Source organism: Ruegeria sp. HKCCA5491 (assembly GCF_013034565.1).
Taxonomy (GTDB): domain Bacteria; phylum Pseudomonadota; class Alphaproteobacteria; order Rhodobacterales; family Rhodobacteraceae; genus Ruegeria.
Genome location: NZ_WQGG01000001.1, coordinates 154,583 through 181,053, shown reverse-complemented (window position 1 = coordinate 181,053; position 26,471 = coordinate 154,583). Strand labels below are relative to the sequence as shown.

The 26,471-nt window shown below is 53.0% G+C and carries 27 protein-coding genes; 9 read left to right on the top strand and 18 right to left on the bottom strand.

Going from position 1 to position 26,471, the window contains the following annotated elements; genetic code table 11:
* Positions 1–78: 78 nt before the first annotated feature.
* The 6 genes from GOV88_RS00890 to GOV88_RS00865 all read right to left on the bottom strand — a co-directional run bounded on the left by GOV88_RS00890 (position 79) and on the right by GOV88_RS00865 (position 2,992).
* The gene (locus GOV88_RS00890; RefSeq protein ID WP_171239261.1) at positions 79–633 is read right to left on the bottom strand and encodes a CIA30 family protein; all 555 of its coding nucleotides are present in this window, start codon (positions 631–633) and stop codon (positions 79–81) included.
* Between the two features lie 11 nt (positions 634–644).
* Positions 645–1,097, bottom strand: a complete 453-nt coding sequence (locus GOV88_RS00885; RefSeq protein WP_171239260.1) for a TspO/MBR family protein — start codon at positions 1,095–1,097, stop codon at positions 645–647.
* Between the two features lie 13 nt (positions 1,098–1,110).
* Positions 1,111–1,614: an aggregation factor core gene (locus tag GOV88_RS00880; protein ID WP_171212948.1), complete on the bottom strand. Its 504-nt coding sequence runs from the start codon at positions 1,612–1,614 to the stop codon at positions 1,111–1,113.
* Between the two features lie 136 nt (positions 1,615–1,750).
* On the bottom strand, positions 1,751–2,134 hold the full coding sequence (locus tag GOV88_RS00875) for a nuclear transport factor 2 family protein (RefSeq protein ID WP_171123467.1): 384 nt from the start codon (positions 2,132–2,134) through the stop codon (positions 1,751–1,753).
* 144 nt (positions 2,135–2,278) lie between these two features.
* Positions 2,279–2,659 (bottom strand): VOC family protein, encoded by a 381-nt coding sequence (locus GOV88_RS00870; RefSeq protein WP_171124963.1) that lies wholly within the window; start codon positions 2,657–2,659, stop codon positions 2,279–2,281.
* A complete protein-coding gene (locus GOV88_RS00865) occupies positions 2,660–2,992 on the bottom strand; it encodes a zinc-binding dehydrogenase (protein WP_256368088.1) in 333 nt (110 codons plus the stop codon). It abuts the gene before it with no gap.
* 148 nt (positions 2,993–3,140) lie between these two features.
* Between GOV88_RS00865 and GOV88_RS00860 the strand changes: the two genes are divergently transcribed.
* Positions 3,141–3,347 carry a hypothetical protein gene (locus tag GOV88_RS00860; RefSeq protein ID WP_171212946.1) on the top strand — a complete coding sequence of 69 codons (207 nt, stop codon included), beginning with the start codon at positions 3,141–3,143 and terminating at the stop codon, positions 3,345–3,347.
* 51 nt (positions 3,348–3,398) lie between these two features.
* On the opposite strand, the gene GOV88_RS00855 is transcribed toward GOV88_RS00860, so the two are convergent.
* The 4 genes from GOV88_RS00855 to GOV88_RS00840 all read right to left on the bottom strand — a co-directional run bounded on the left by GOV88_RS00855 (position 3,399) and on the right by GOV88_RS00840 (position 7,055).
* Positions 3,399–4,070 carry a uridine kinase gene (locus tag GOV88_RS00855; RefSeq protein ID WP_171239259.1) on the bottom strand — a complete coding sequence of 224 codons (672 nt, stop codon included), beginning with the start codon at positions 4,068–4,070 and terminating at the stop codon, positions 3,399–3,401.
* Complete coding sequence (locus GOV88_RS00850; protein WP_174825670.1) at positions 4,067–4,849, bottom strand: ATP-binding cassette domain-containing protein; 783 nt, start codon at positions 4,847–4,849, stop codon at positions 4,067–4,069. Before GOV88_RS00850 ends, GOV88_RS00855 begins: the two co-directional genes overlap by 4 nt.
* Complete coding sequence (locus GOV88_RS00845; RefSeq protein ID WP_170353974.1) at positions 4,849–5,919, bottom strand: ABC transporter permease; 1,071 nt, start codon at positions 5,917–5,919, stop codon at positions 4,849–4,851. The genes GOV88_RS00850 and GOV88_RS00845 overlap by 1 nt, the downstream gene beginning before the upstream one ends.
* A gap of 116 nt (positions 5,920–6,035) precedes the next feature.
* Positions 6,036–7,055, bottom strand: coding sequence for a sugar ABC transporter substrate-binding protein (locus GOV88_RS00840; RefSeq protein ID WP_170353723.1), 1,020 nt, complete (start codon positions 7,053–7,055; stop codon positions 6,036–6,038).
* A gap of 185 nt (positions 7,056–7,240) precedes the next feature.
* Here GOV88_RS00840 and GOV88_RS00835 point away from each other — a divergent pair, with 185 nt between their 5' ends.
* Positions 7,241–8,440, top strand: a complete 1,200-nt coding sequence (locus tag GOV88_RS00835; protein ID WP_171212945.1) for an ROK family transcriptional regulator — start codon at positions 7,241–7,243, stop codon at positions 8,438–8,440.
* Between the two features lie 312 nt (positions 8,441–8,752).
* On the opposite strand, the gene GOV88_RS00830 is transcribed toward GOV88_RS00835, so the two are convergent.
* From GOV88_RS00830 to GOV88_RS00820, 3 genes are read right to left on the bottom strand one after another with little or no spacing between them, the layout of a single operon-like run.
* Positions 8,753–9,877 carry an ABC transporter permease gene (locus GOV88_RS00830; RefSeq protein WP_171123479.1) on the bottom strand — a complete coding sequence of 375 codons (1,125 nt, stop codon included), beginning with the start codon at positions 9,875–9,877 and terminating at the stop codon, positions 8,753–8,755.
* Entirely contained in the window at positions 9,878–12,577 is a 2,700-nt protein-coding gene (gene rbbA, locus GOV88_RS00825) for a ribosome-associated ATPase/putative transporter RbbA (RefSeq protein ID WP_171239258.1), read from the bottom strand. It abuts the gene before it with no gap.
* Positions 12,574–13,569 (bottom strand): HlyD family secretion protein, encoded by a 996-nt coding sequence (locus GOV88_RS00820; RefSeq protein WP_171239257.1) that lies wholly within the window; start codon positions 13,567–13,569, stop codon positions 12,574–12,576. Before GOV88_RS00820 ends, rbbA begins: the two co-directional genes overlap by 4 nt.
* Before the next feature lie 269 nt (positions 13,570–13,838).
* Between GOV88_RS00820 and GOV88_RS00815 the strand changes: the two genes are divergently transcribed.
* Positions 13,839–15,542 carry an alkaline phosphatase family protein gene (locus tag GOV88_RS00815; protein ID WP_171239256.1) on the top strand — a complete coding sequence of 568 codons (1,704 nt, stop codon included), beginning with the start codon at positions 13,839–13,841 and terminating at the stop codon, positions 15,540–15,542.
* Between the two features lie 154 nt (positions 15,543–15,696).
* On the opposite strand, the gene GOV88_RS00810 is transcribed toward GOV88_RS00815, so the two are convergent.
* Positions 15,697–16,113 carry a cytochrome c gene (locus GOV88_RS00810; RefSeq protein ID WP_171124941.1) on the bottom strand — a complete coding sequence of 139 codons (417 nt, stop codon included), beginning with the start codon at positions 16,111–16,113 and terminating at the stop codon, positions 15,697–15,699.
* A 175-nt stretch (positions 16,114–16,288) separates the two neighbouring features.
* Positions 16,289–17,215 (bottom strand): DMT family transporter, encoded by a 927-nt coding sequence (locus tag GOV88_RS00805; RefSeq protein ID WP_171239255.1) that lies wholly within the window; start codon positions 17,213–17,215, stop codon positions 16,289–16,291.
* Between the two features lie 179 nt (positions 17,216–17,394).
* On the opposite strand from GOV88_RS00805, the gene GOV88_RS00800 reads away from it, so the two are divergent.
* A complete protein-coding gene (locus GOV88_RS00800) occupies positions 17,395–18,627 on the top strand; it encodes an NAD(P)/FAD-dependent oxidoreductase (protein ID WP_170425578.1) in 1,233 nt (410 codons plus the stop codon).
* A gap of 55 nt (positions 18,628–18,682) precedes the next feature.
* Here GOV88_RS00800 and GOV88_RS00795 read toward each other — a convergent pair whose 3' ends face one another.
* Positions 18,683–19,555 carry a LysR family transcriptional regulator gene (locus GOV88_RS00795; RefSeq protein WP_254449152.1) on the bottom strand — a complete coding sequence of 291 codons (873 nt, stop codon included), beginning with the start codon at positions 19,553–19,555 and terminating at the stop codon, positions 18,683–18,685.
* Positions 19,556–19,738: 183 nt separating this feature from the next.
* On the opposite strand from GOV88_RS00795, the gene GOV88_RS00790 reads away from it, so the two are divergent.
* The 4 genes from GOV88_RS00790 (at position 19,739) to GOV88_RS00775 (ending at position 22,027) form a co-directional block, all read left to right on the top strand.
* A complete protein-coding gene (locus GOV88_RS00790) occupies positions 19,739–20,149 on the top strand; it encodes a GFA family protein (protein WP_171239253.1) in 411 nt (136 codons plus the stop codon).
* 31 nt (positions 20,150–20,180) lie between these two features.
* Positions 20,181–20,375: a DUF1059 domain-containing protein gene (locus GOV88_RS00785; RefSeq protein ID WP_170425569.1), complete on the top strand. Its 195-nt coding sequence runs from the start codon at positions 20,181–20,183 to the stop codon at positions 20,373–20,375.
* Positions 20,376–20,592: 217 nt separating this feature from the next.
* On the top strand, positions 20,593–21,228 hold the full coding sequence (locus tag GOV88_RS00780; protein WP_353390386.1) for a DUF1326 domain-containing protein: 636 nt from the start codon (positions 20,593–20,595) through the stop codon (positions 21,226–21,228).
* A gap of 28 nt (positions 21,229–21,256) precedes the next feature.
* Positions 21,257–22,027: a DUF2182 domain-containing protein gene (locus GOV88_RS00775; RefSeq protein WP_171239252.1), complete on the top strand. Its 771-nt coding sequence runs from the start codon at positions 21,257–21,259 to the stop codon at positions 22,025–22,027.
* A 181-nt stretch (positions 22,028–22,208) separates the two neighbouring features.
* On the opposite strand, the gene GOV88_RS00770 is transcribed toward GOV88_RS00775, so the two are convergent.
* Both GOV88_RS00770 and GOV88_RS00765 read right to left on the bottom strand, forming a co-directional pair.
* Entirely contained in the window at positions 22,209–23,918 is a 1,710-nt protein-coding gene (locus tag GOV88_RS00770) for a tetratricopeptide repeat protein (protein WP_353390795.1), read from the bottom strand.
* Between the two features lie 193 nt (positions 23,919–24,111).
* The gene (locus GOV88_RS00765; protein ID WP_217358908.1) at positions 24,112–24,933 is read right to left on the bottom strand and encodes a trans-aconitate 2-methyltransferase; all 822 of its coding nucleotides are present in this window, start codon (positions 24,931–24,933) and stop codon (positions 24,112–24,114) included.
* A gap of 117 nt (positions 24,934–25,050) precedes the next feature.
* On the opposite strand from GOV88_RS00765, the gene GOV88_RS00760 reads away from it, so the two are divergent.
* Entirely contained in the window at positions 25,051–26,469 is a 1,419-nt protein-coding gene (locus GOV88_RS00760) for a circularly permuted type 2 ATP-grasp protein (RefSeq protein ID WP_170699323.1), read from the top strand.
* The last annotated feature ends 2 nt before the right edge of the window (positions 26,470–26,471 follow it).

Below are 26,471 nucleotides of genomic sequence, written 5' to 3'. Positions count from 1 at the left end.
TTGCATTGTCGCATGCTTTTTTGAGTCGCCTGATCTGGCTGGTTCAACGAAGATTGGAGCGTTGCACCCGGGCGACCTTCAGTAGAAACCAATCTCGCTGACATCTACGCTGGCCTCATGATCGTGCCCGAAGGCTACAACCCCAAATGAGGTTATTGCATCCGCATCGGGAATAGCGCGCAACATGGCACCTGAAGCCTTGAAGCCTGACAGAGGCAAATAGACTTCGGTCCAGTCTTCAGAAGTTGCGAACGCGGCCTGGTAGTATTGCCACGGAAGCACCGTGCCACGTGTTCTGAGGTGAACGAAGTATTGCTCACCGTTCCCCCGTACCAATAGCTTGACGCCTGATACAGCCTCATCTAGTCGCTCAGACAACTTGCGTCGGAACTGGATGAAGCCCCCGTTGTTTTCTGTACTCACGGTTCCGGTCAGCCGCGCGAATGCAACATCACCTTCCGAACGAAACTGCACCTGTCCTGAGGAAACTCCTCCCATGACGGTGTCGGCAACGTAGTCCCAACGCGTCTCCGGAGACTTGGAAAAGTCTTCATTCAGTTTTTCATCAGCCTGAGCCATTGTGCATCCGATGATAACAAAACCTGAAACAAGCCCGATGAAGTTTGCACGCATATTGTTCCTTGTCAGTTCAGTATCGCAATGGAGAGGTTCAGCGCCGTGGCAAATGCGACCCATGCAAAGTACGGCAGGAAAGCCAGTGCGGAAACCCGATCTGAATTCCTGACCCGAGCAATGAACATGACGATCACAGCCAACAACGTGACAATGATCACAAGGGCAAACCACGGCAGTTGCATTACGAAAAAGGCTGGCGACCACAAAAAGTTCAAACTCATCTGCGCCCACCACAGCTTCATGGCGGTCGAGCTTCGATCTGCTTCAAACTGACGCCAACCCGCCATGGCGATCAACACATAAAGCACCGTCCAAACCGGCCCAAAAATCCAATTTGGTGGATTGAAAGCCGGTTTAGAGAGCTGCGCATACCATTCGCCAGGTGCGGTCAGTGTTCCGATCAGAATGCCGCCTCCCAACATAAGCGCGAGGAATGCTATGCGGATCAACCAATTCGACATTGTAGGATGGCTTTCAGCAGTCCCTGGTCGTCACGTTTACAAGCGCGTCCGAAGAGAAGGTCGCAGTACTGGTCTCTTCCGCAACGGTATAGGACACCGTGGCGCCTTCGATCTCCGAGCCTGTAACAGTGATTTCGCGTTGCCCGATAGTATCATCGACATCGATGGTAAAGGCGAGTGTGTCCCCGGCTGCGAGGGAGGCGATTTCAAGTTCTATTGTATCTTGCCCGTCCACGACCGCTGGAATTTGCCGCAGAGCATCCGCACCCTCAACGAATTCGAGAGGCTGGAAGACCTCGACGCCCGCACCCTTTTCAGTAACGTCGAAAATCAGACGTCCCGCAGATTTCGACAAGTCAATTTTGAGGATCGAGGCTTCTACTTCGCAAGCTCCAACGTTTGTCAGAACAAAACGGTCCTTGGGTGCTCCTTCTATGAAGCGAATTTGTACACCGGCTTGAAGCGAAGTAGCTGCAAATAATCCAAGGGTCGCCGCGAGAATACTCTTCGGGAGCATATTTATCTCCTTGCTAAAGGGTTCTTGATAGATACGCTTCGGCGGGTTTCTTGGATCAGACTTATGCCCTCTGACTATCGTGGTTTAGCCGACAGGAGCTTTCAAAGCTCCATGCACCGCTGTCAGAACGGTTAAGTCAAAACATGCCATTGTCATTCTCGCTGTTTGCCGGAACCTCCTGAAGAACGTCCCAGTGTTCGACAACCTTACCTTCAGCATCCAGGCGAAAAATATCGATACCTGCGTACTCGAGACCATCAGGCCAGATTTGGTGGCAATGCAGAACAACGTGGTCGTCTTCAGCAAACGCACGTTTGATATCCACACGCTTTCCCGGATATTCGGCGGCCATGCGCTCGAAATATTCGATAAACGCTTGCTTGCCGTCGCCAACATGCGGGTTGTGCTGCGTATAGGTATCACCAACAAAGATATCTATGGCTTCCGCAGGCCGACACTCATTGAACATCATTTCGTAGAAAGCAATGACATTCTTCTTGTTGGTTTCGAGGTCCAGCATGCTGATCTCCAATTCGACGCTTGTACCGCCCAAAAATGTTGGTCCGGGTAATTCTTGGAAGCAACCCAGTAATGATCTCGATCACTAATCGGCAAGAATTTACGAGTTTAGTTTTGCGTTCCGACAATTGCGAGTGTTTGTCCCTTACTCGATTTCTTCAAAGTCTATGTGAATGTGATTTCCATCAGGATCGGCCACATGGATTTGGACCATTCGGGCGCCCGGGACGTCAGTTTTGCGGTACTTGATCTGATTCGAGCTCAGTTTTTCTTCGAATGCGCTCAAGCCTGTGGCTGAGAGCGCAAAATGCTCGAGCTTGAGCTTCACTTCGGAGCCGACATTTGGCGTTCCCTCGTGACCCACAAGATGAACCACTGCGTGATCACCCGCATACAACCAAGCTCCGGGGAACGGAAAATCAGGGCGGGTCCCGAGTTTCAAACCCAGGACCTCTTCATACCAAGCAACCATGTCAGGCAACCTAGTCGTCACGATGTTCACATGATCCAGCCGTTCAATTCTCATCTAAAAACCCTCAAGCACGAGCTTTCCTTTGGCCCTGCCGCTTTCAAGGATAGCATGCGTTTTCTTTAAGTTTGTAGCATTGATCCTACCAAGTGTATCGGTCGCTGAGGATCTGATCTTTCCGTCATCTATCAACCCAGCGACCTGATTCAGGATTTCGCTTTGACGGTTCATATCTCCAGTCGCAAAAAGCGACCGAGTGTACATGAACTCCCAATGCAATGAGATCGATTTGGGTTTGAAAGGCGCGATGTCGAAGGTTTCAGGATCATCAATCAACCCAAAGCGACCTTGAGGTGTCATCACCTCTCCAGCTTGGGAAGCATAAAGCAGGGAATGGTTTACCGGACGAACACTTCTCTGCTCTCAAATTGACGGTGGCGGCAGAGGCAGAAAAAAGGCCTGCATCGTCTCATCGCCGCGCTAGAGGAAATCGCTTCAGTGCAAGAATCCGACCCCCCTAGAACCGGGGATCCGGCAGATGACTAACACCTTCGGTTATGATGACATCCGCGGCTCCGTTGAGAAGCACCTCGGAAAAGACAATCTGGGCTGGGTTCGGATTGTCACCGAGTGCTTTGAAGCGATCAAGAAGCACTGCGACCGGCGTGAGGAAAGCTATCCATCGGTCGGCCAGATCAAGCAGAAATTCGGCTCGATTCGGATCTACATTGATGGGACGCAGTAAAACCCGCCTAGAGGTGCTGCTTTAACGGATGGGTGAATCCAATGCGCAAACTCAGAATGCATAGCGCATCCCGAATTCGGTGTAATTCTGGTTCAGTGTAAGATCGGCTTTCCGACTATCACGGATGACACGTTCAGCGTTGGGCAGATCGTTCGTTTTCGCGCGTTGCAACGCGGTTTTCGGATCAAATCCATGCTTGATCCAGCGGTGATGCAACCGCTTTACGAGTTCTTCCAAAGTTGGGCTGACAAAAACCGTTGCGGCATAGACATCCGCCAATGTTCTCCACGGGTCGCTATCCATCAGAAGGTAGTTCCCTTCAACAACAACAGTCCGAGTGTCGGGGTGAACCGCAATCGCGTTGGCAATGGCGAGATCCATTTGACGGTCAAATCTGGGGTGAAATGATTCATGCTGTGCGGATTGTAACTTTTTAATTGCATTGCAAAACCCAATTGCATCGAAGGTTTCTGACGCGCCTTTTCTCGCCAGAAATCCTCGCGCTTCAAGTACACGATTGTCTAAATGGTAGCCATCCATAGGCACTAACGTGGCTAAAGGAACCGCCGAGTTCTGTTTTGCGTTCAGCGATTGCACAACGGATTCTGCCAGGGTCGACTTTCCGGATGCAGGGGGGCCGGAGATTGCGACAATCGTCCGAACCCCAACCTGCTTCCGGGAGGAGATCAGGTCGCACACGCGCTTTGCATCCTGCTCGATCACGCGGCGTCTTCTTTTGGTGGTTCTTTGGCGCCGGTCATAAAGGCCACGGCGTCGGACATCGTGTAGTCCTTGGGATCAATCGTGCAGAGCCTTTTACCGAGCCGGTGCACATGAATTCGGTCAGCGACTTCGAAGACATGCGGCATGTTGTGGCTGATCAGAATGATCGGAATACCACGCGCCCGTACGTCCTGGATCAGCTCAAGCACCTTGCGGCTTTCCTTCACGCCCAAAGCAGCCGTCGGTTCATCCATAATGATGAACTTGGTCGCAAAGGCGGCTGCGCGCGCAACGGCAACGCCTTGACGCTGGCCGCCAGACAGCGTCTCAATTGCCTGATTGATCGACTGCACTGTCATAAGGCCAAGCTCGGTCAGTTTTTCACGGGCGAACTTCTCCATAGCTGGCCGGTCGAGCTGACGCATGTATTTGCCCATGAACCCCTTTTTGCGGATCTCGCGCCCCATGAACATGTTGTCCGCAATCGAAAGGGCAGGAGACATGGCAAGCTGTTGATAGACAATTTCGATACCCATATTGCGGGCGTCGATTGGAGAGGTAAAGTTTACCTTCTTCCCTTCGATCAGAATCTCGCCCTCATCCGGGATGGTGGCCCCGCAAATCGCCTTGACGATGGAAGATTTACCCGCACCGTTGTCCCCAATAACTGCAAGGATTTCTCCTTTCCGCAGTTCAAAGTCGGAATGGTCGATGGCGGTGACGTGGCCATAGCGCTTCACGATCCCGCGCCCTTGGACGACTGGAGTTGTGTCTGACATTAGCCCGATACCTTTCTGATCCACTGGTCGACTGCGACCGCTGCGATGATGAGAAGACCGATCAACAGGAAGGTCCACTGCGCGTCTGCGCCGAGCAGCCTTAGCCCAAGAGTAAACACGCCGACGATCAGTGCGCCGAATAGTGACCCCAGAATGGACCCCCGTCCACCGAACAAAGAGATACCTCCGATCACAACAGCAGTGATGCTTTCAATGTTGGCCAATTGGCCGGACGTCGGCGAGACTGATCCGATGCGCCCAATCAGAGCCCAGCCCGCGAAGGCACAAATCAAGCCAGACAACATATAGACGGACATGAGTGTTCGATGGACGTTGACACCTGATAGTTCGGCCGCCTCAGGATCGTCACCCACGGCATAGACGTGCCTTCCCCAAGCCGTGTGTTTAAGTGCATAGGCCAACACAAAAATCAGGGCGAGCATGAAAATGACGCCGACAGTAAAGGTCGCTCCACCAATGCTGAACTTGGTTCCAAAGAATTGAAGGAAGGGAGCGTTGGCTTCGATATCCTGACTGCGAATAGTCTCGTTCGCGGAATACAGAAAGTTAGTCGCCAGTACGATCTGCCACATCCCTAGTGTGACAATGAAGGGGGGAAGTTTAACGCGGCTGACAAGCCAGCCGTTCAGTGCTCCGATCAAGGTTCCAACCGCAAGCCCGCACATTACAGCGATTGGCACTGGAATGCCGTATCGGAAAGAGAACTGCCCCATGATAACAGAAGAAAATACCATAATTGCGCCGACGCTCAGATCGATGCCGGCGGTCAGAATAACCAGGCTTTGAGCTGCGGCCACGATTCCGACGATCTGAACCTGCTGGAGGATCAAGGTCATGGCAAACGGCGAGAAGAACTTCGATCCCAATAGCAGTCCGAAAATCAAAATCGCACCGACCAGAACGATAAGCGGCACAAAAGATGGGTTGACGTGGAGAAGATGCTGCAACCTCCCCAAAACGCCACGCCGATGGTCCTCAAAAGCTGCAACAGTTTCTGTCCTGCTGGCAGCGGATTCAAATTCCTTGGCGCTCTGGTTTGCTTCGGACATATCTCCCCCTTTTCGCGGGCGATGTAATGCCCACGAGATGAGTGTACAGGAAGTTTCGGTTTGCTGGTGAAAGGAGTGATGAGGCGCTCTCATGCGCCTCATACATTAGGTCTGATTTAGCCCCAGCAGAGCTCCAAGCCTTCGGCGACCGAAATCGATTCCACGCCATCAACAGGTTGGTCCGTGATGAGAGCGACTCCGGTATCGTAGAAGTCTTTTCCGGGTGTGTTTTCTGGCTTTACGCCTTCCTCAGCCCACTTTTTAACAGCCTCGACCCCAAGCGAAGCCATCAAAAGCGGATACTGCTGACTTGTAGCTCCAATAACTCCGGCCTGCACATTTTGTACACCGGGGCAGCCACCATCGACCGAAACGATCAGCACATCGTTTTCACGCCCAATGGATTTCAGAGCCTCATAAGCACCTGCCGCTGCTGGTTCATTGATCGTGTGAACAACGTTGATCGTCGAGTCCTTGGCCAAAAGGTTCTCCATGGCGCGGCGCCCACCTTCTTCGTTGCCGTCGGTCACGTCACTGCCGACCAATCGTGCATCAGATTCATCGCCGATGACATTGGGGTCTGCCAGGTCCACACCGAAGCCGTCTAGGAAGCCCTGATTGCGGAGAACGTCCACGGTTGGCTGACTGACGTTAAGATCAAGCGTCGCAATTTTTGCGTCAGCCGCTGCGTCGCCCATCTTTGCCTTCGCCCATTGCCCGATCAATAGGCCAGCTTTGTAGTTGTCTGTCGCAAAGGTTGCGTCAGCGGAGTCAATCGGGCTTAGTGGCGTGTCCAGAGCGATAACCAGCAAGCCAGCATCACGCGCCTGCTGAACAGCGGGGACAATCGAACTTGTGTCCGAAGCCGTCAGGAGAATTCCCTTTGCGCCGTCGAGAATACAAGTTTCAATGGCCTGAACTTGAGTTTCATGGTCGCCGTCGATTTTACCGGCAAAGGCCTTCAAGGTCATGCCAAGCTCTTCAGCCTTGGCCGTTGCGCCTTCCTTCATCTTTACAAAGAATGGATTGGTATCTGTCTTCGTGATCAGACAAACGGTTTCTCCGGCCGCGTGGGCAGATGCGGCAGCCACCGTAAGCGCGGTAGCAGATGCGGCTATCTTGAATAGATTTTTCATGTAGTCCTCCCAGAAAATTGTTGATGCCCCGCATGGCAGGCCAACGAGACTCGCCCTCATCCTCCAATGAAGGTCTAATTCAAGAAACTGTGATTCTAGCCTTTCTGTCAATAAATAAATAAAGTTTATTTATTAATTTACCTAAGCACCTTTTCATAAGAAAATAAGGTGTTTATGTTCAGGCTATGGAAAGAGAGGCGCTCAACACACTGACCGGTGGGGTAAGTCAAAGCGGGGTTCGCGATCACAACGAACGTCTGATTTTGACAGTTTTACAACGGCATGGGCCCGCCGCAGGCGCCGACGTTGCGCGATTAACAGGCCTATCTCCTCAGACCGTATCAATCATTTTGCGCAAGCTTGAAAAAGACACAATTCTCAAGCGTGGAACCCCACTGCGCGGGAAGGTTGGAAAGCCCTCAATCCCTATGGAATTAAATCCGGAAGGCATCTTGTCGGTTGGGATGAAGATCGGGAGGCGTAGCGCCGATCTGCTCTTGATCGACTTTACTGGCACACCGCGTCGCCAACTTTCCACGACTTATGACTATCCGCTACCAGAGGTCATTTTCGGTTTTTTGGAGTCTGGTTTGGAAACGCTTCTGTCCCACGAGCCCCAGAGGCTTCGTGATCGTGTTTGTGGGATCGGTATCGGGACCCCATTTGAACTTTGGAAATGGCACGATCTGTCTGGGCTTGCTGCAAAAAAATTTCGGTCTTGGAGAAACGTGAATTTCTTTTCCGAGGTCGCCAAGTTCAGCGATTTGCCGGTTTTTGTGGTCAACGACGCAACAGCCGCATGTCACGCAGAGCATCTCTATGGGCGTGGGGCAGAATACCGTGACTACTTCTACTTTTTTATTGGCTCAATGATCGGCGGCGGTGTTGCATTGAACGGCACCGTGTTCGAAGGCAACCAAGGCAATGCCGGTGCATTGGGCGCCATGCGCACGACCGGTCCTTTGGGTGAGAGCCAGCAACTGATCGACACGGCGTCGCTGTTTTTGCTTGAGGACCGATTGATAGAAGCGGGTGTCGACCCGGGGATTCTATGGAAGAAGCCGCAGAATTGGAGCAGCATTTCTCGCTATGTAGAACCATGGATTGGCACCACGGCGCAAGAATTAGCTAAGGCCGCTCTTTCAATCTGTGCTGTCATCGACTTCGAGGCCATTTTTATCGATGGCGCGTTCCCGCCTGAAATTCGGGAAGAACTGGTGTCAAGGGTTCGCCGTTACTTAATCAACCAAGACAAACGCGGTTTGATTCCTCCGGTCGTGGAGGCTGCAGCGGTTGGGGAAAACGCTCGTGGCATTGGGGCGGCTAGCAGCCCAATTTTCCGCCAGTTTCTATTGAATACCAACGCTGGGCTTTCTGGAATGTAGCCAGAACTCATCGAAGTCAAAGTTTCAAAGTAGGAAGAAGCCGCTAGTAATGCTTTTGAACGCTGCTTTGGCACATGCGAGCTCAGCTTGAATTGGACCAAATACCGGCCGCGAACAACCGCTTTGAAAGACTGCGTCGCAAGCTTATCACTTAGCACCTAACGTCGGTTATGGTACGAACATGACTAGAGATATCTAGGCTAACGCTCATACAGTCGCTGATGCCCTGACTTATGACCAGCAGATATCCAAACTGTCTTCAGAGGCGGAGTAGCTAGCGCTCCAATCTGTCAAAGCCAACAGATTGGAGCGCTAGCTGATCTGCGCAAGAGAACGCCGAAAAAGCCGTAAACTCATTAACAACAAAGCCGTTCCCAACAACGTCATCCAAACGAATTCCGGCCAGACAGTCTCAATACCAGCGCCTTTGAAAACAATAGCCTGACTTGCTGACATGTAGTGGCGTGACGGCAGAACCAAAGTACCTGCCTGCAACCACGCCGGCTGCCCTTCAATTGGGGTCTCTCCACCTGACAGCATTAGCATTGGCAGCACAATCAACATGACCAGAAGCGCGAACTGCGCCATAGAGCGCGCAATGGTTGCCAGAAACACCCCAAGCGCCGTCGCAGTAAAAAGAAACAACGCCGTGCCAACCAAAAACAACATCTTGGGTCCAGCGATACTAATGCCCAGAGAACCCTGCATCACAAAGGTTAGTGAAAGACCAGTCGCGACCAAAACCACTGCTGCATTCGCCCAAATCTTGGCAATGGCAATGTCAAATGGAGCAAGAGGCATGGCAAGGAGATGTTCAATGGTCCCGTGCTCTCGCTCTCTAATCATTGCCGCTCCGGTCAATATAGTTGTGAGCCACATGATCTGGCCGATCAAAGCAACGATACCAGCAAAACGTACAGTATCTCTATTTGGGTTGAAGGCGCTTCTAAGAATGACACTGATTGAGGGAGCATTTACTAGATCGATACCAATTGCATAGCGATGTATTTCAGCGCTCAAGATACTGGTGATGTAGTTTGCACCAATACCGGCCTGTTCCATGGCGGTTGCGTCAATAAGAACTTGAATCTCCGGACTGTGCCCTGCGCGCAGATCCTTTTCGAATCCGGGGGGCACAGCCACAACGAAAATAAAGCGCCCAGCGTCCATGTACGCAGGTCCTTTTCCGGGTTCGATTTGGACGACCGGTTGGAACTCTGGTGGGAAAAACGCTGTGGCAAGTGCTCGAGAAAGTGGCGAGTCGTCTTCATCCGCAAACGCTATCGAGGCGTTGTTTACAGAGCTTGCCACTCCCGTTGCTTCCATGATCGGGGCCAGCGTGAACGACCAGACCAACAATGCCATCATCACCCAATCACGGCGCAGGCTCATCACTTCCTTCAAACCTAGCCAGAATATGCAGTAGAAGCGCTGCATTCACTTCTCCTGCGCCCGAAGACATACGGCTGCGATCAGTGTCAGAACTGGTCCGAAGCAGGCGAGGGCCAGAATGTCCGGCGCAAGGGCCTCCCAACCCAAACCTTTAGTGAAGGCACCAACGTTTAGGTGTAGGAAATATGAGGAAGGCCAAAGTGAGCCCACCACTTGTGCGCCTCCTTCAAGCGTTGAAACAGGTTGCAACAGACCTGAGAACTGGATTGTTGGGACAACTGAGGCGATGGCAGTTGCAAATGTCGCGGCCACCTGACTGGATGTCATTGTAGCGATCAACAGCCCGTAGGATGTCGTTGCCCAAACGTAAAGAAGGGCACCAACAGCCAAAGGGAAAGGATTTCCTTTTAGCGGCACCCCGAAAAGAAAAACGGTCATTCCGGCCAAAAGCAGAAAATTTGCGTAGGCGATCAAAATGTACGGAATTTGTTTGCCGACTAGAAATTCAAGCCGCGTGGTTGGTGTCACGTAGAAATTGACAACTGACCCCAGTTCTCGTTCCCTTGCTACGCTTACGGCAGTCAAAACAGCTGGCAACATAATCAGTAAGATAGCAGGCATTGCCGGAGCCATCGCGGCGATACTTTCAAAGCTCTGATTGTAGCGAAACCGAGGTTCGATCCTGGCGATATCTATCTGGCTTTTGCCATTGTTAAGGGCATATTCCGCGAGAAATGATTGGTGCAATCCGGAAACATAACCTTCAACCGTCTCACCCTTAAATGGGATAGCACCGTCTACAGTTGCAAGTATCTGGGTTGGTTCACCCGTACTCATCTTTCGGTCAAAGTCAGGTGGTAACTCAACAACCAGAGAGACCTCACCTGACACTAGACGGTCGCGCCCTTCGCTGGCGCTTTGCAGCGGCGATTTGGCTTTAAAGTAGGACGATCCGGCGAATTCAGCCGCATAAGCACGACTCTTCGGCCCCTGAGAACGGTCAAGTACCGCGAATTCAAGCTCATCGATATCCAGCGTAATTCCAAAGCAAAAAACCAACATTAGAATAGCAGAACCCAGAGACGCGAAAGCCAGACGCACCGGGTCACGAGCTACTTCAACGGTCTCGCGCCGCGCATAGGCCAATACACGAGAAAACGCTCCTCCCCCGGCGTGGGATCTGGCCCTAAAACCGACCTTTGGCGCGACAACAGAGACTGGTTTTTCTGCTGCTTCCAATATCGAAATGAAGGCGTCTTCAAGGTTTTCCGCCCCTTCAACGGCGATCAGTTCAGCCGGAGTACCTTCCGCTAGAACTCTACCAGCATGCATAAACGAAACGCGATCACAGCGTTCCGCCTCACCCATGAAATGAGTGGACACAAAGATCGTTACCGACTCATTTCGCGACAGCTCAATCAACAAGTCCCAGAAGGAATCGCGCGCCTCTGGATCCACACCGGATGTTGGTTCGTCGAGTATTAGCACCCGCGGACGGTGGATCACTGCTACGGCTAGCGACAGTCGCTGTTTGATCCCTAGAGGCAGTGCCGTCGCCAACGTATGCCGGTGCTCTTCGAGCCCAAAGCGCTCAGTGAGTTCCGAAACACGTTGTTCTCGGTCGGCAATTGCAAATATCCGCGCATGCAATTGTAGGTTCTGATGGACCGACAACTCGCCATACAAGGAAAAGGCCTGGCTCATGTAGCCTATTTCACGCCTCATTTTTCGGTCATATGCATCGACAGGGTTGCCAAACAGCAGTGCTTCGCCTGAGCTGGATGGTAACAATCCAGTCAACATCTTCATTGTCGTGGACTTGCCGCAACCGTTTGATCCTAGAAACCCGAATATCTCTCCGCGATTGATTGTGAAGTCGACGTTGTCTACGGCCGTGAAATCACCAAAGCGTCGTGTCAGTCCACGCGCAACTATCACTGGGCTTGCTTCGATCTTCCCATTCGTTTTGTTTTTCCCCGCCGGTTCGACAGGCAACTCCCGCGCTCTCAGACGACGATATGCAATTTCGAGGTCATCATCACTCCCTTTCAATTCGGCGGGCTTCCCATGAAAGATGACTTGACCCGCGTCCATCGCGACAATCCGGTCAAAACCGTCGGCTTCATCCATGTACGCCGTCGACACTAACACCGACAGCTCAGGGTTTTTTTCTCGGATTGCGTCAATCAAAGCCCAGAACTGCCGACGCGACAACGGGTCGACCCCGGTCGTTGGCTCATCCAAAACCAAAAGTTTGGGGTCATGGATTAAAGCACAGCACAGGCCTAGTTTTTGCTTCATCCCACCCGAGAGCTTGCCCATCAGACGGTCTTCAAACTGCGCAAGCCCTGTCGCAGCCAATAGCGCTGCGATACGTTCGTCCCGCTCTGAATGCCCTTGAGCAAAGAGAACAGAGAAGAACTCGAGGTTCTCACGTACAGACAGCTCCGGATACAGGTTTCGACCCAGCCCTTGCGGCATGAACGCGATGGCTGGGCAAATGTTGTGTCGATGACCAGAATCGCCAATCGGGCCGCCTAAAACGTCGATATTGCCGCACTGCAGTTTCTTCGCGCCAGTGATCAAACCAAGCAGTGTAGACTTTCCCACCCCATCCGGCCCGATAAAGCCAACAAGCTGGCCGCCTGGCAGTTCTAACGAAACAGAATCCAATGCGACATGCTTGCGATAACGGTGCGTAACACCTGAAATGTGAATATCGCAGGCGTCATCCTCAACTCTCATTCGAACAGCTCTTCTGGGATGCGTTGTTCAAGCGCCTCAGGCCAAGCAGCGGCTGGGTTCAGCCGGATCACCGCGACACCGCGCAGACCGGTTTTGACGTGCTCAATCCGACTTTCAACCAAGTCTATTGGGATACGGACGCGAACGCGAAAAACCAGTTGCTCTCGCTCATCCAGGGTCTCGACCTGTTTGGGGGTGAATTGGGCCTCGGGAGAAACAAAGCTCACGTATGCAGGTATCGCATATTCCGGCAAAGCGTCGAGCACGATGCGAGCCTCAGCTCCAATGGGCAAAAGTCCGGCTTCACGCGCCGGAAGAAAAACTTCCATGTAAACATTCTCAAGACCAAGAATAGTCAGGATTGGTTCGCCTGCGCCAACGACCTCTCCGGGTTCTGCAAGCCGGTAAAGCACGCGTCCGGGCAAAGGTGCCACTAAAGCGCTGTCTTCAATCTGTGCTTCGATCCTGCGTACTTCCGCCTCAGCGGCAGCAATACGGCTTTCTGCGGTTGCGACTCGGGCTTTGGCGGCGCCCAATACTGCTGTAGCAACCTTATGAGTGGTATCGCGATCTTCAAAAATAGTTTTGGAGATATTTTGACCTGCCAGCAACGCCGTGGCACGATCAAGCTCTTGCTCGGCCCTGCGCTGTTCGCTTTCGCGTTGCACAACGAGCGCTTCTGCTTCAGCCCTTGTCTGATTTGCCAAGGCTACTTCGGCTCTAGCCCGATCCAGGTCCGCAGATTGCTCGTCTATGTCCATTTCGGCCAAGATTTGACCGGCTGCAACCATACTGCCCTCTGTTGCCGTTACCTTCGCAACCCGACCTGCATTAGTTGGTGCTATTTCGACTTGTTCCGCTTCAACCCGCCCGCTTCCTTGCACAAATCCGACCGGCAATTCATCGCCATCCTCGGCAACAACGACATACAGCAACGCACCAGCAATTACCAAACCAGCCAAAATAAGAAAAACCGATAGGTTTTTGGTCATAGCGTTTCACCTGAAACAGGGTTTCTGGCGCAGAGTTTAGTGTCTCAAAAGACCCAAAGCCTTGTTTTGGATCAAAACCGATCCGGGCACCTCAGTTCCAAGAATTTGTTTGTATGAACACCGGTTTGGGTGTTGCAGGCTCTTTCGCGATAGGTCGGAAGAAGTAGACTTGAAGCGTTTTTGTAATCAGTTTGGTATTGAAACGGGTGTTCTAACGCGCAATTGCGGTCGCCGCCAACCTGCTGCGCAATACAGCGAAAGGAAGCAATATGACCAAAACACTGAGAGCTTGTTTGTCTTTGTGGTTGGTTTCAATCGCTCCTGCGTTCGCGCAAGAACCTCCTCGTCTCGTTTTGCAGCTGACCGTTGACGCATTTCGGGGCGATCTGCCGACACGCTACTTTGAGAATCTTGGGGAGGGTGGCCTTAAGTATTTACTTGAAAACGGTGTACACTATGTGGACGCCCATCATTGCCATGCCAATACAGAGACTGTTGTCGGGCACGCCACATTGGCCACCGGGGCAACACCGGCAGTGCATGGGATGATCGGAAACATATGGTTCGACAGAACCTTGGACCGCGTTGTCTACAACGTTGAAGACAGCACCGCTCCGCTTCTTGGAGATGGCGCTGGCGTCAATGACGATATTGAAATTGACCCGACTCAGGCGGCAGCTGGCACAGATGGGCGGTCACCAAGCGCTATGCTTGTTACGACGCTTTCGGACGAATTAAGCGCCTCCACTGCTGGTGCGGCCAAGGTCTTTGGAGTTTCAATCAAAGATCGTGGGGCTATTACAATGGCGGGACAAAGCGGCAAAGCCTTCTGGTTCTCAAAAGCCGCAAATCGTTTTGTCACAAGCTCCTATTACTACGACAAATACCCGGATTGGGTTTCCGCATGGAATAACGCATCGCCGAGCGCCTCCTTTGAAGGAACCTCTTGGGAGTTGATGCACCCAAAGGAAGCCTATCTCTTTGGCGACCGCGACAACCAACCATGGGAGACGGATGTCGCCGGGTTCGGCACAACCTTTCCTCATCGCTATTCTTCGACGCAAAATGGGTTTGACCCGCTGGAAAATCCCTACTTTACGACCTTTTTAACGCTTAGCCCCGCTGGCGACGATCTGACGGCGCAATTTGCCAAACGATTGATCGCTGCCGAGAATATCGGGCAAGACGCGGTAACGGATTATCTGGCGATTAGCTTCTCGTCCGTGGATTACGTCAACCATGTGTTTGGCCCCTCCAGTCTTGAAGCCGAGGACACGATATACCGCCTCGATCAGACTCTAATGAATCTCTTCGCGTTTATCGACGAACGGATTGGGCTGGAAAACGTTTTGATCGTTCTATCGGCGGACCACGGCACCACCGATGCGCCGGGCTATTTGGAGAGTGTTGGCATCCAAACTGGCCTTGTTGCTCCGGACACATGGGACCCGACGGAACAGATAGCCAGGCTTAAGGAGCGGTTTGGGATCACCGGGAAACTGCTTGAGGGTTATAATCACCCCTATCTCAATATCGCCCCTGAAGTATTGGCTCGCCGTGATATTGATTTACCCACGCTGGAGTCAGCTATTGCAGAAGAGCTTCTATCCTTTCCCGATGTGGCATTCGCCGTCCCCAGTACGGCTATCGAAGCAAACCTCCTACCCGATACCGACATCATGCGCTTGGTCCGCAACAACTACCACCCCACCCGATCCGGGAACATATACGTAATTTTCAAACCCGGCTGGTTCATCGCAGACTTCGATGGTCTGTCCGTCACATCCACCCACGGGTCACCGTGGCGCGGTGACACACATGTGCCGATTTTCTTTGCTGGAGCGAACTTAAAATCGCAACGGGTTGCACGCCGGGTTTGTACGACTGCTATCGCATCCACACTGTCTGCATTATTAAGTACGGCACGTCCTAATGGTGCGAGCGGTGAGGTACTACAAGAAGTCTTGGATTAGACCGCTGTGAAGCGCGAGACATGATATTGAAGCAAGCTAGGCCAGACCGCGACGGCATCGTCTACAATTCGATCCGTATATTCGTTGCTTCCAGGCAATTACGGCACCCGCCCAACGCAGCACTCTTTTGCGTACTCAACTGCGAAGCAGAACTTCACGGAACATATCGTTCCGGCTTCGGAGACTGAATACTCTCCAAATACTCAGCAATTTCGATTAGTCTGGAAGGAATACGCGTAACCAAACCATTCCCCGTATCAAATTCGACAGTAGGGCCGTCGTTCAACTCGGTGATTATAGGCATGTCATCGCGAGGTTCTTGAACTTTCAAATAACCGTCCAAGATCGACATGACCTCCAACATGGGCCACACACCCCCTCTGCGTTCGGAAATCTTTGTTAAATCAGCAGGCTCTGTTTTCAAATCAGCTGCGTCAGGTCCTTTTCCATTTGCATCGATTCCGTGACATCTGGCGCAATGCTCAACAAAGAGGTCTTTGCCAAGGTCCGAAAACTCATCGGCCGCAGATATCGTCGCAACCGAAGAAATGCCCATGCTTGCAACGATCATAAAGTACCTCATAAGCCGGAGGTCCTTTGCTAAACGAGAGTTCACTACAACAAAAATGGACCGACATCTTCCCCCGGTCAACGTCGGTCGTTTAACACATAACGTTCGCTACCCGCTTCGGGCCGCAAGCAGCCAGCTATGCTCACCGCAAAGAACAGCAGTACCAAGCCCAGTACTACCGCCTTGGTGATTTTGCGAGCACGGTAGATACGGTGCGCGTCTTTCTACTTCTTGTGATCGCGATTGCGCCCAGCACTAAGGCACATGCAAAAGCTTGAGGAAAAGAGATGGCTTCGCCAAAAGCAAGATATCCCACGGCAAACATTGTGGGCAATTCGATGCTTCCGACGACCGCAGTTTGGGAAGCCCCAATAACAGGTGAGCATATTGTGTAGATAAGCTGGGGCACGAAAGCGGTAACCAGACCAATACCAACAATGAAAAGCCAATCGGATTGTTCCCTTGGGAGAAGCTCTCCAACCTCAGCACCAAGGATGAGCGGTGCGAGGCCCAGTACAGACCCCAGAGAAACTGACGCGATACGTGCCAACGGCGTAATCCGTGACAACCTATGTACCAGGACACAAATTCCGAAGCCAAACCCAAATGGGGCGGCAAGGGATAGCAGCAGCGTTGGTAGGTGTTCCGCAGCCACTGACGCAGGTGAGCCAGCAATGACAGCTGCCACCACAATCAGGCCAGCGGCCAACACGGCGCGTCGCGTGGGTGCATCGCAAAACACAGCCCAAGCAATAACTAGGGTGAACACCGGATAGGTCATGTAAAGCACACCCACTGTCGATGCGGGCAGTTTCTCCAGCGCTGTTACATATCCGATCCAACCAAGCCCCATTACGGCTCCGGCGGAAAGACCCCAAGTGATCTCTCGCCATTCTTTTCGGTGCACGATGAGAACGGGAAGCAGAAGAAGAGCTGCAACAATGTAGCGGTAGAATGCGACCGCATAGGGTGCAACACCCTGTTCGGTTAGGCTGCGGCTGAAGTAGGGAACCAGCCCGAAACAGATTGAAGCAAAAAGAACACCAATAACCGCAAATGCATAAGGGATGGATGGTCGATTTCGCGCAGATGTCGTTGCCATAATCTGGAGCTATCACGCATTTGAATTTTCGTCTTTAGTGATTCTACGAACGACTGCTTTGTCCGCACAGCGGTCGCTCGCGACATTTCGGCGAATGACCGCACCGAGCCCTGAGCGGACATTGATACGTTGAAGCAACTAGCTGTCGCCGATAGAGTTTCATAGAAAGGTTTGCTGCTATGTACACCCTGATTGACACTGTGGTTGTGGGCGGAGGTCAAGCTGGTCTTTCCGTTAGCTGGCACTTAAAGCAGGCTGGTCATGATCACGTTGTTTTGGACCGCGGGCAGATTGGCGATACATGGCGTAACCGTTGGGACTCGTTCTGCCTGGTCTCTCCTAACAAACTCTGCAGACTGCCAGGTTTCCATTACGATGGGGATGATCCCGATGGTTTCATGCTCCGCGATGAGATCGTCAAGTACATCGAAGACTATGCGAGCAGTTTTGGTCCGCCCTATCGAGGGGGCGTCGAGGTGGCTAGAATCGAGGCAAGTGCAGGACCGGGTAGGTTCAAACTAACCACATCAGATGGCGAAATCAGAGCGCAGAACTTGATCGTCACCGTAGGCACGCATCAACACCCGAATATACCAAGTTGGCATTACGATCTGCCCGAAAGGGTTACTGGCATACATACGTGTGACTATCGCAACTCAGCGAGCCTACCGGATGGTGCGGTATTCATTATTGGAAGTGGTCAGTCAGGGTGTCAGGTCGCTGAGGACCTGCACTTATCCAGGCGCGACGTACATCTCGCAGTGGGCAGTGCTGGCCGCATCCCACGTCGCTATAGGGGTCGCGACATTTTTGAATGGGACTTGGCGACTGGGTACATGAACATGGCGGTAAAGGACCATCCCAAAGGGACAGCTATCCGGTTCAAAGCCCATCCACATCTCTCTGGGCGAGAGGGTGGTCGTATAATTGATCTGCGCCAGATGGCGCTCGACGGGGTCAAACTACACAGCAAGGTTGAGGGTGTTCAAGACGGGTGTCTGATTTTGGCGGGCGGACTTGAAGAAACACTCAAGGCAGTGGACGATGTGTGTCTCGCGGAAATGGAGAGCATCGACACGTTTGTTGCAGAGAATGGACTCGATGATCCCAAGGAAATTGTTGACCCGATCAACTGGCAGCCCAAACCTGAACCACCGTTCTTCGACTTGGATGCGGCGAATGTTTCGACCGTCATATACGCAACTGGGTTTCACCGCGATTTTGGATGGATCGACTTGCCGGTCTTCGATGAGACTGGCTATCCGCAATATGAGCGAGGTATTACGGATATAGCAGGCCTGTACTTCTGCGGGCTGCATTGGATGCACACACAAGGGTCTGGCCTGTTTTATGGCGTGGGCGAGGACGCGGAGTATGTAGTTGATCACTTGATTTCCACTTCGAACAAATGAGGTGCGCGACAACCTCGAGCCTAGCTTGGTTCGAAAGTTTCCAACTGCAACTGGATCAGTTTTCGGACGTGTTCGCCGATACGACTTGCGACTGAGATTTTAGCCAATTGACGAAAACCTTAGCCTCGGGGCGCAGAAATTCTGCCTGCGTCTGGATGTAATAGACGCCGAAGAGAGGCTCAGAGAACAATTCAATCATCCGACCAGATGATAGATCGTCCTCGAAAAAAGCTCTGGCGGTATACGTGATACCGTCACCCCGGCGAACCGCAGTCATGATCAGGTTCCCCGGCATGTGATTTATGGTCAATGGTTCGGCAGGAATAACCCCGTGATAGGTGAACCAGTCAGCCGCCTCGTTGGTGCCCAGTTCCTGCAACCAGGGCAGCTTCGTTAAAGAGGCCGGGTCACGCAGATCTTGGCCTCCCACCAGTGAAGGTGCCCCGATCACGACCATGTCGGAAACAAGGACAGTATCCTCTTCTTTTCTCGGCATGCGTCTGTCGTGATACCGAATGGCGACATCGATACCACCTGGTCTTATCTGAACCAGTTCCGAAGTTGGGTTCAGCATCAAAGTGATCTCTGGATGTTCACGTTGAAACTCTGCCATTCTCGGCAATAGCCACTCCACCGCGAATGCGGGTGACATGGTCAATTGAACTGGGCGCTGCGCTGTGTGTTCTGTCAGTCGTTCGACACCCCTTCCGATAATTTCAAAGCCGATACCCAGTTCACGCGCAAGAATCATGCCTGGCTCTGTCAATTCGATGCTGCGCCCACGTCTGGCAACGAGAGCTACACCCAAATGTCTTTCCAACGATTTCACCTGCTGGCTGACAGCCGCTTGGGTAACGTTCAAGCGTTCAGCCGCCACGGTGTAACTCCCTGCTTCCGCAACTGCTGAGAAAGCGCGCAAAGCGTTCATCGGGGGAAGGTGCAACCAATCCATACTGTAGTTTTTCTAAAGCTTTGTTAGACTATTTGAGTCGCATGATATCGGCATTCTTGACATTATTCACAGTGAAACATGTTCTAAAATCATGAGATATTAGAGCAGATGCCTCACTATCGATGTAAACCTAGCCGCACGTTATGAGAGCTTGATACGATGAAAAAACTTCCAGGTGGATGTTACTGTGGTGCTGTTCGATACCAGATCGCGACACCACCTGTCTGGTCGGGACATTGCCATTGTCGTTCATGCCAAATGGCCCTTGGCGGCGCCTTTGTAACTTGGGCTAAAGTAGCAGCGGAAGACTTCGCCGTTATCAAAGGCGAAATCCAACACATTGAGAAAACTCCGGGTATTCGCCGCGGGTTTTGTCGGGACTGCGGAACGACGCTGACCTATGCCGCACTAAATGAAGTTGAGGGCCAAGACTGGAGTGCTGACGCTTGGTTTTCTGCTGTAACGTTGGACGACCCATCGATTGCGCAACCCAAGGCCCACGTCTTCGTGTCACATCAGCAGCCATGGATAAAACTCGACGACGGGCTGCCGACGTTTCCTGAGTTCTAACCAACTTTTCGAGCGAACGGAGGAGAAAGCGATGAACACTGTTTATTCATATGCCTGCAAGGATTGCGAGGGCATGGAGGCCTGCCCAGGCAAAGTGGTTGCAGCGACCAAGGACGAAGTCTGGAAGCTCATGGAACTGCACGCGGTGGTCGCCCATGGAGAGGACCCCAGCTCATGGGACGCCGACACTCGAGAATATCTGGAAACACTGATAAAGCCCACGTGATCAAATAAATTAGGCTTCGAACCCAATGATATTTCGGTATGGCTCGCTTGGTGACGAATGGCGGCTTTGTTGCGAAGGACCGGCTTGGGCTGCCAACCAGCTAATCATGTAAGCTGTAGGGATAGGCAGCTCTGTGCCCTGAGGAGACATGGTTAACCTTCTGGTTGATTGGTGAAAAGCAGCCTTTCTGCTAAAATGAATCCGTGGAAAATGTGGGATGGGAGGAGAAATCATGTCTTGGAATGTTTCAGGGGAGCTCGTCGAAACCTGCAATTGCAACATGCTTTGCCCATGCTGGTTCGGACAAGCTGACCTTATGCTCTTGGACCAAGGGTATTGCGCGACGTCCCTGTTGATACGCATTCGCGAGGGCTCTCATGAAGGCGTGGACCTTTCTGGCCAAAACGCGATTGTCTCATTGCATTTCCCCGGGCCGACACTATTCGACGCCAACGGCACCGGGCGAGTGTACATTGACGAAAACGCCAGCGATGCGCAGGCGGCGGCATTGGAGACTATCTTGCAGGGTGCGTCCGGCGGCGGCATGGAGGTGCCGGCAAGCCTGTTGTCGACCTGGCTTCCGACCAAACGCGCCGAGATCAGCGTGACCGAGGCCGATGGCGAAGTAACTGCAAGCGTGGCCGATGTGGGCGAGATGAAATCCCGTCGCCTGGTCAATGACCTCGGCAACAAGATGAAACTGCAGAACGCCGCGTTCAGCCTGGCCTTCGGGCATGAAGGGCATGAAGGTGATCTGGCCCCCAGTGAAGGAACCACCTGGAACGACGCGGATATGCCCGTGACCTGGACGGGCCGGTCGGGTGTGGTCGGACAAGTCGCTTGGGCCGGCTGAGGCCGGGCCGGATCGTCAGGCCGTCATAATGAATGCTGTAGGAGTTGCACGACGAGATCGGGCGCTGGTGCTGGCAGCGCTAGCCGCGCTCACGGCGCTGACGTGGGCCTATATAATTTACCTCGGGCTTGGTTCGTCCTCGATGACGATGGTTGGCGACATGGCCATGCCGATGATGATGCAGTGGTCCGTCGCGGATTTTGTCTACATGCTTGTCATGTGGGCGGTAATGATGTTCGCGATGATGCTGCCTTCAGTTACACCCGCCGTAATGATCTACGAGCGGGTCCGCGCGAAGCGGGAGGAGGCAGGGCGACCCTTCGTGCCAACGGGCAGCTTCGTGGCGGGGTATCTGTTGGTTTGGCTGGTATTCTCGCTGGCGGCGACGGTATTGAATTGGTGGCTGCACACGGGTGGCGCGCTTTCATCCATGATGGGGAGGGTTGCGCCGACTGTGGGCGGCGTGATGTTGATACTTGCCGGTTTGTTTCAATGGACGCCACTCAAGAACGCTTGCCTAGAGCATTGCCGCTCGCCCATGAGTTTTCTGACGGCTCATTGGCACGAGGGAACCCTGGGTGCCGCGAAGATGGGGCTTCACCACGGGGCCTACTGTCTTGGCTGCTGCTGGATGCTGATGGTGCTGTTGTTTGTGTTGGGCGTCATGAACCTGCCGTGGGTTGCCGTACTTACAATCGTAGTGTTGGCGGAAAAGACGTTGCCATTCGGGCGGTTTCTGAGCCGAGGATTGGGTTTGGTTTTGATTGCCTGGGGCGGGTGGCTGATCACGATTGCCTGAGGAAACATTGGTGTATTCACAGGCTGGATAAAGGCCACCGCAGAGCGATCTTCAACACGTCACCGGACAAGCAATTTCTGCGGGAGTTTAAGTCCCGCTCCGAATCCTTTGCGGTCATTCGGCTTGACCTGACGCAAGCATTCAAGACAAGCGGCAAAGCAAGGGCCGATCACAGGAAAAATCAGGCGGGGATACCTGCCTTTGCAAGCCCTGCAAGGTAAAGTTCCATTTGATCCTCCCGCTTCAGATAGAACAGCTTATTTTTTGCGAATGACCGCGAGAATTTCGGCTCTTCCACCATTAGGTTATGTACCATCTTGGCCAGATCTTTGTCCCGCCCGAGATTGGCAAGCGCCACGACTGCATGCGCGGTGGCCCAGTATTGGCAATTTGGCACATCGCGAGCCCGCTCTGCCCAGTCCAGAGCTTTCTCGAACTGGTGATCGAAAAGCAGAGTCAGCGCGCCATAGCTCAGAAAGGCCCAAAGCTGTGGATGGTTAGGGCTCATCTCCACGGCTTTTTCGAAATTGGCAATCGCCTCTTCGTATCGTCCCTCATAAGAAAGTGAGTCTCCCAATCCGCAATATGCTGGAGCCAGCGTCGGGTTCAATTTGATTGCAGTTTCATTCTCAGCCAGCGCGCTGCGGTATTCCCGGCGGGCCAGTTGGACTCTGCCCATCAGCATGTAGAGCAGCGCATTCTGGTTATCCATTGAAACGGCGGTGCGTGCGGCAGCCAGCGCTTCGTCCATAAGGGCAGAATCCGGTTCCGTGTCCCAATACACCATCCCGAGAATCGTGGCATAGGCCCACCAGGCATGTGCCTCGGGAAAACTGGGGTCCAGTTCGCGGCTTTGGAGAAACAACCTCTGAGCTTCACGGTTGCTTACGGCAGTAAACTTGTAAAAGTGCGCAAGCCCAAGATGATAGCAGTCCCAGGCATGGGGGTTTCGGCGCGGCGTATCTTCTAACTTGCGCCGGATCGCATTTCCGACCTCGGGCTCCAGCCTGCCAACAATTTTTTCCGTGATCTCGTCCTGAACATCGAAGATGTCTTCCAACTGACGGTCATATTTTTCCGCCCACACGTGGTTGCCAGTCGATGCGTCAATCAGCTGAACCGTGACTCGAATGCGCGCGCCCGCTTTCCTGACTGAGCCTTCGACAACGTAGTCGGCGTCCAAGTCATCGGCGAGCTGCCGAACATTCGGGGATTTTCCCTTGTAGGCAAAGGTCGTGTTGCGCGCGACGACCTCGAGCCAGTGGTGTTTCGACAGAGCCGTAATTATGTCTTCGGACAACCCGTCCGAAAAATATTCCTGTTCAGGGTCGCCTGAAATGTTGTCAAATGGTAATACGGCGATCGCAGTTCCGTCAGGGGACCCGGGCGGTTCAGAATCATAAAGCGGATCTACAGACTCGGCGTCCCCCCACCACCAGACTGGCACCGGTCGATCAATGTTCTTAAGCTCACGGTTTTCTCCGCCTTGGAAGGCGCAAGCCGTTTTGCTGTCCAGGCATTCATAGGCGGAGCCGGAGATGAGAACCTGCCCGGCTTCGGCAAGCGCTTCCAAACGAGCGGCGACGTTAACGCCGTTACCAAACACATCATCCTCCTCGAAAACGACTTCACCTGTGTGTATCCCAATTCTCAACTTCAGTGTATTCTCGCTGGCCAAAGAGTTCTGAATGGCGACAGCACAGGTCACAGCGTCAGAGACTGATGGAAACTCGACTATCCAACCATCCCCCATGCATTTCACTAAATTGCCGCGATGCGCGACTACAGAAGGGTCAAAAAGCCCAGATCGAAGCTCTCGCAACGCGCTGAGAGTTCCGCTTTGATCCGAGTTCATAAGGCGGGAATACCCAACCAGATCGGCTGCTAGTATGGCGGTCAGCCTGCGTTTCAGAGGTCATCCTCCTCCGAGCAAAGTGCAATTATCAAAGATTATCATGCGCAGGCTTGGAAAGAAACCGAAGGGCGACTTCGTCCGCAAGACGGCCGCCGGATGAGTAAAGTTGCAGCGAAGGCATGAGCAAGGCCATTGGATGTCACAGTCGTGCCGAAGCGCAACAGCAGCGCTACTGGCCCACGCGTAACAAGCTGAATTGGAAGGACTGAGAGCTTCCCCAAGGAGTATGGTGTGTGTGCTTCCGATGCGTGACCAGGGAAATACGATCGCCTAATACCTCACATAGCCCCTCTGGATCATAGCGAACGATCGGCAAACCGCTGCACTTCTTCGGACCGTCGAGCGCAAACGTTGCGATAATCGCATGGCTACCTGGGAGAAGGCAGCGGTGCAACTGGTCCCGGTAGGCGGAACGGTCGTCCGCATCGACAAGGAAATGAAATACTGCGCGATCGTGCCATAGATCATAGCTTCTCTCCGGGCTCCAGGTTGTGACATCGGCTGCGATCCATTCAATCTGCTCGCCTACGGCGCCAAGTTGTCCACGAGATCGATCAAGCGCAGCTTTGGATACATCGAGCACAGAAACGTCGCTCAGTCCTCTTTCGATCAGGCGTTCTGCGAAGTGTGAAGTGCCTCCGCCTATGTCTATCACAGAGGAGGCATTATCGACGCCGACCACGTCGCAGAGCTCCAATGAGATCGAGGGATCATCCTGATGCCAACTCAGCTGGGTATCGTCTTTCTCGCGGTAGACCTCCTCCCAGTGGCTCACTCTCTCGTCTGCCATGGTGTCTCCACTTGATCCCGTCAGGTGGTGATCATGTAACTTTAGGTCAATGACTGCAATGTCCGCGAAGGAGACCTTCGGTCGAAATTCGTGAGTGTCTGCTCTGAGCCCAATGCGGACGTTCAAATGCAGCACAAAACCAGATGCTGGTGAGCGCAAAACATTGAATGTGACTTCAACTGGAAACACAAATAACGCCATATTGTTATGATCATCACATTATCCAGTTAGCCTGAAAATTAGACGCTCATTCCAAAGGCAGCTTCCAACCAAGCCTGAATGACTTGAAAAATCTGATCTATGCGTAAAACTTAAAGCATGAGTGAGTATTTTGATGAAATGTTCAATGGCGATGGATCACTCAGAGGTCCATACGAAGAGATCGGCCGCTGGTTCAACGCGGAAGACGTATCACGTCTGAGGGCGAAACAGCGCGAAGCCGAAAAAGTTTTTAGGCTGACGGGCATCACTTTCAACGTATATGGCAAAGCCGAGGCCGAAGAACGTCTGATACCTTTTGATATCGTGCCACGAGTTATTTCAGCGCGGGAATGGCAGCGGTTGGAACGCGGTATCGAACAGCGGGTGCGGGCAATCAACGCATTTCTACATGACATTTACCACCGTCAAGAAATTGTCCGGGCCGGGCGTGTGCCAGCTGAGATGATTGCCGGAAACGAGGCCTTCCTGCCGCAGATGCTAGGTGTCTCACCGCCCGGTCAGGTCTATACGCACATTGTCGGCGTCGATCTGGTGCGAACCGGCCCAGACGAGTTTTTCGTCTTGGAAGACAATGCTCGTACACCATCCGGGGTCAGCTATATGCTGGAGAACCGGGAGACGATGCTTAAGATGTTCCCCGAGCTTTTTAGCGCGACCAATGTTCGGAATGTTTCCGACTACCCCCGCAATCTGAGGCGGTCTCTTGCGGCCTGTGCGCCAGCTTGTGCAGACGGAGAACCCACTGTCGCGGTGTTAACCCCCGGTATCTATAACTCAGCCTACTATGAACATGCGTTTCTTGCTGATCAAATGGCCGTGGAATTGGTCGAAGGCCACGACCTTCGCGTTGTCGACGGGCGCGTCTGCATGCGCACCACCAGAGGCTATAAACCCATTGACGTACTTTATCGCAGGGTTGATGACGACTTTCTGGATCCGCTGAATTTCAACCCGGACAGCGCGTTGGGCGTGCCGGGTATTCTGGACGTCTATCGCGCTGGCGGCATCACGATCGCGAACGCACCCGGAACGGGTATTGCCGATGACAAGGCGATCTATTCCTACATGCCCGAAATCGTCGAATTTTACACGGGCGAAAAGCCTCTGCTTCAGAATGTTCCAACCTGGCGATGCAGCGACCCTGTCTCGCTGTCTTATGTCATGGACAACCTGTCCGAGCTTGTTGTGAAAGAAGTGCATGGGTCTGGCGGTTACGGTATGTTGATTGGCCCGACCGCCAGCAAAAAAGAGATTTCTGCTTTCCGGGACAAGCTCAAAGCGCGGCCAGCGAACTATATCGCTCAGCCGACACTGTCTCTTTCAACAGTTCCAATCTTCGCACGTTCGGGGCTGGCCCCCAGACATGTCGACCTAAGGCCGTTTGTTTTGGTGTCTCCCGACGGGATCAAAATCACACCCGGTGGATTGACCCGCGTAGCGCTGAAAAAAGGCTCGCTGGTCGTAAACTCGAGCCAGGGCGGCGGGACCAAAGACACCTGGGTTCTGGAGGACTGACC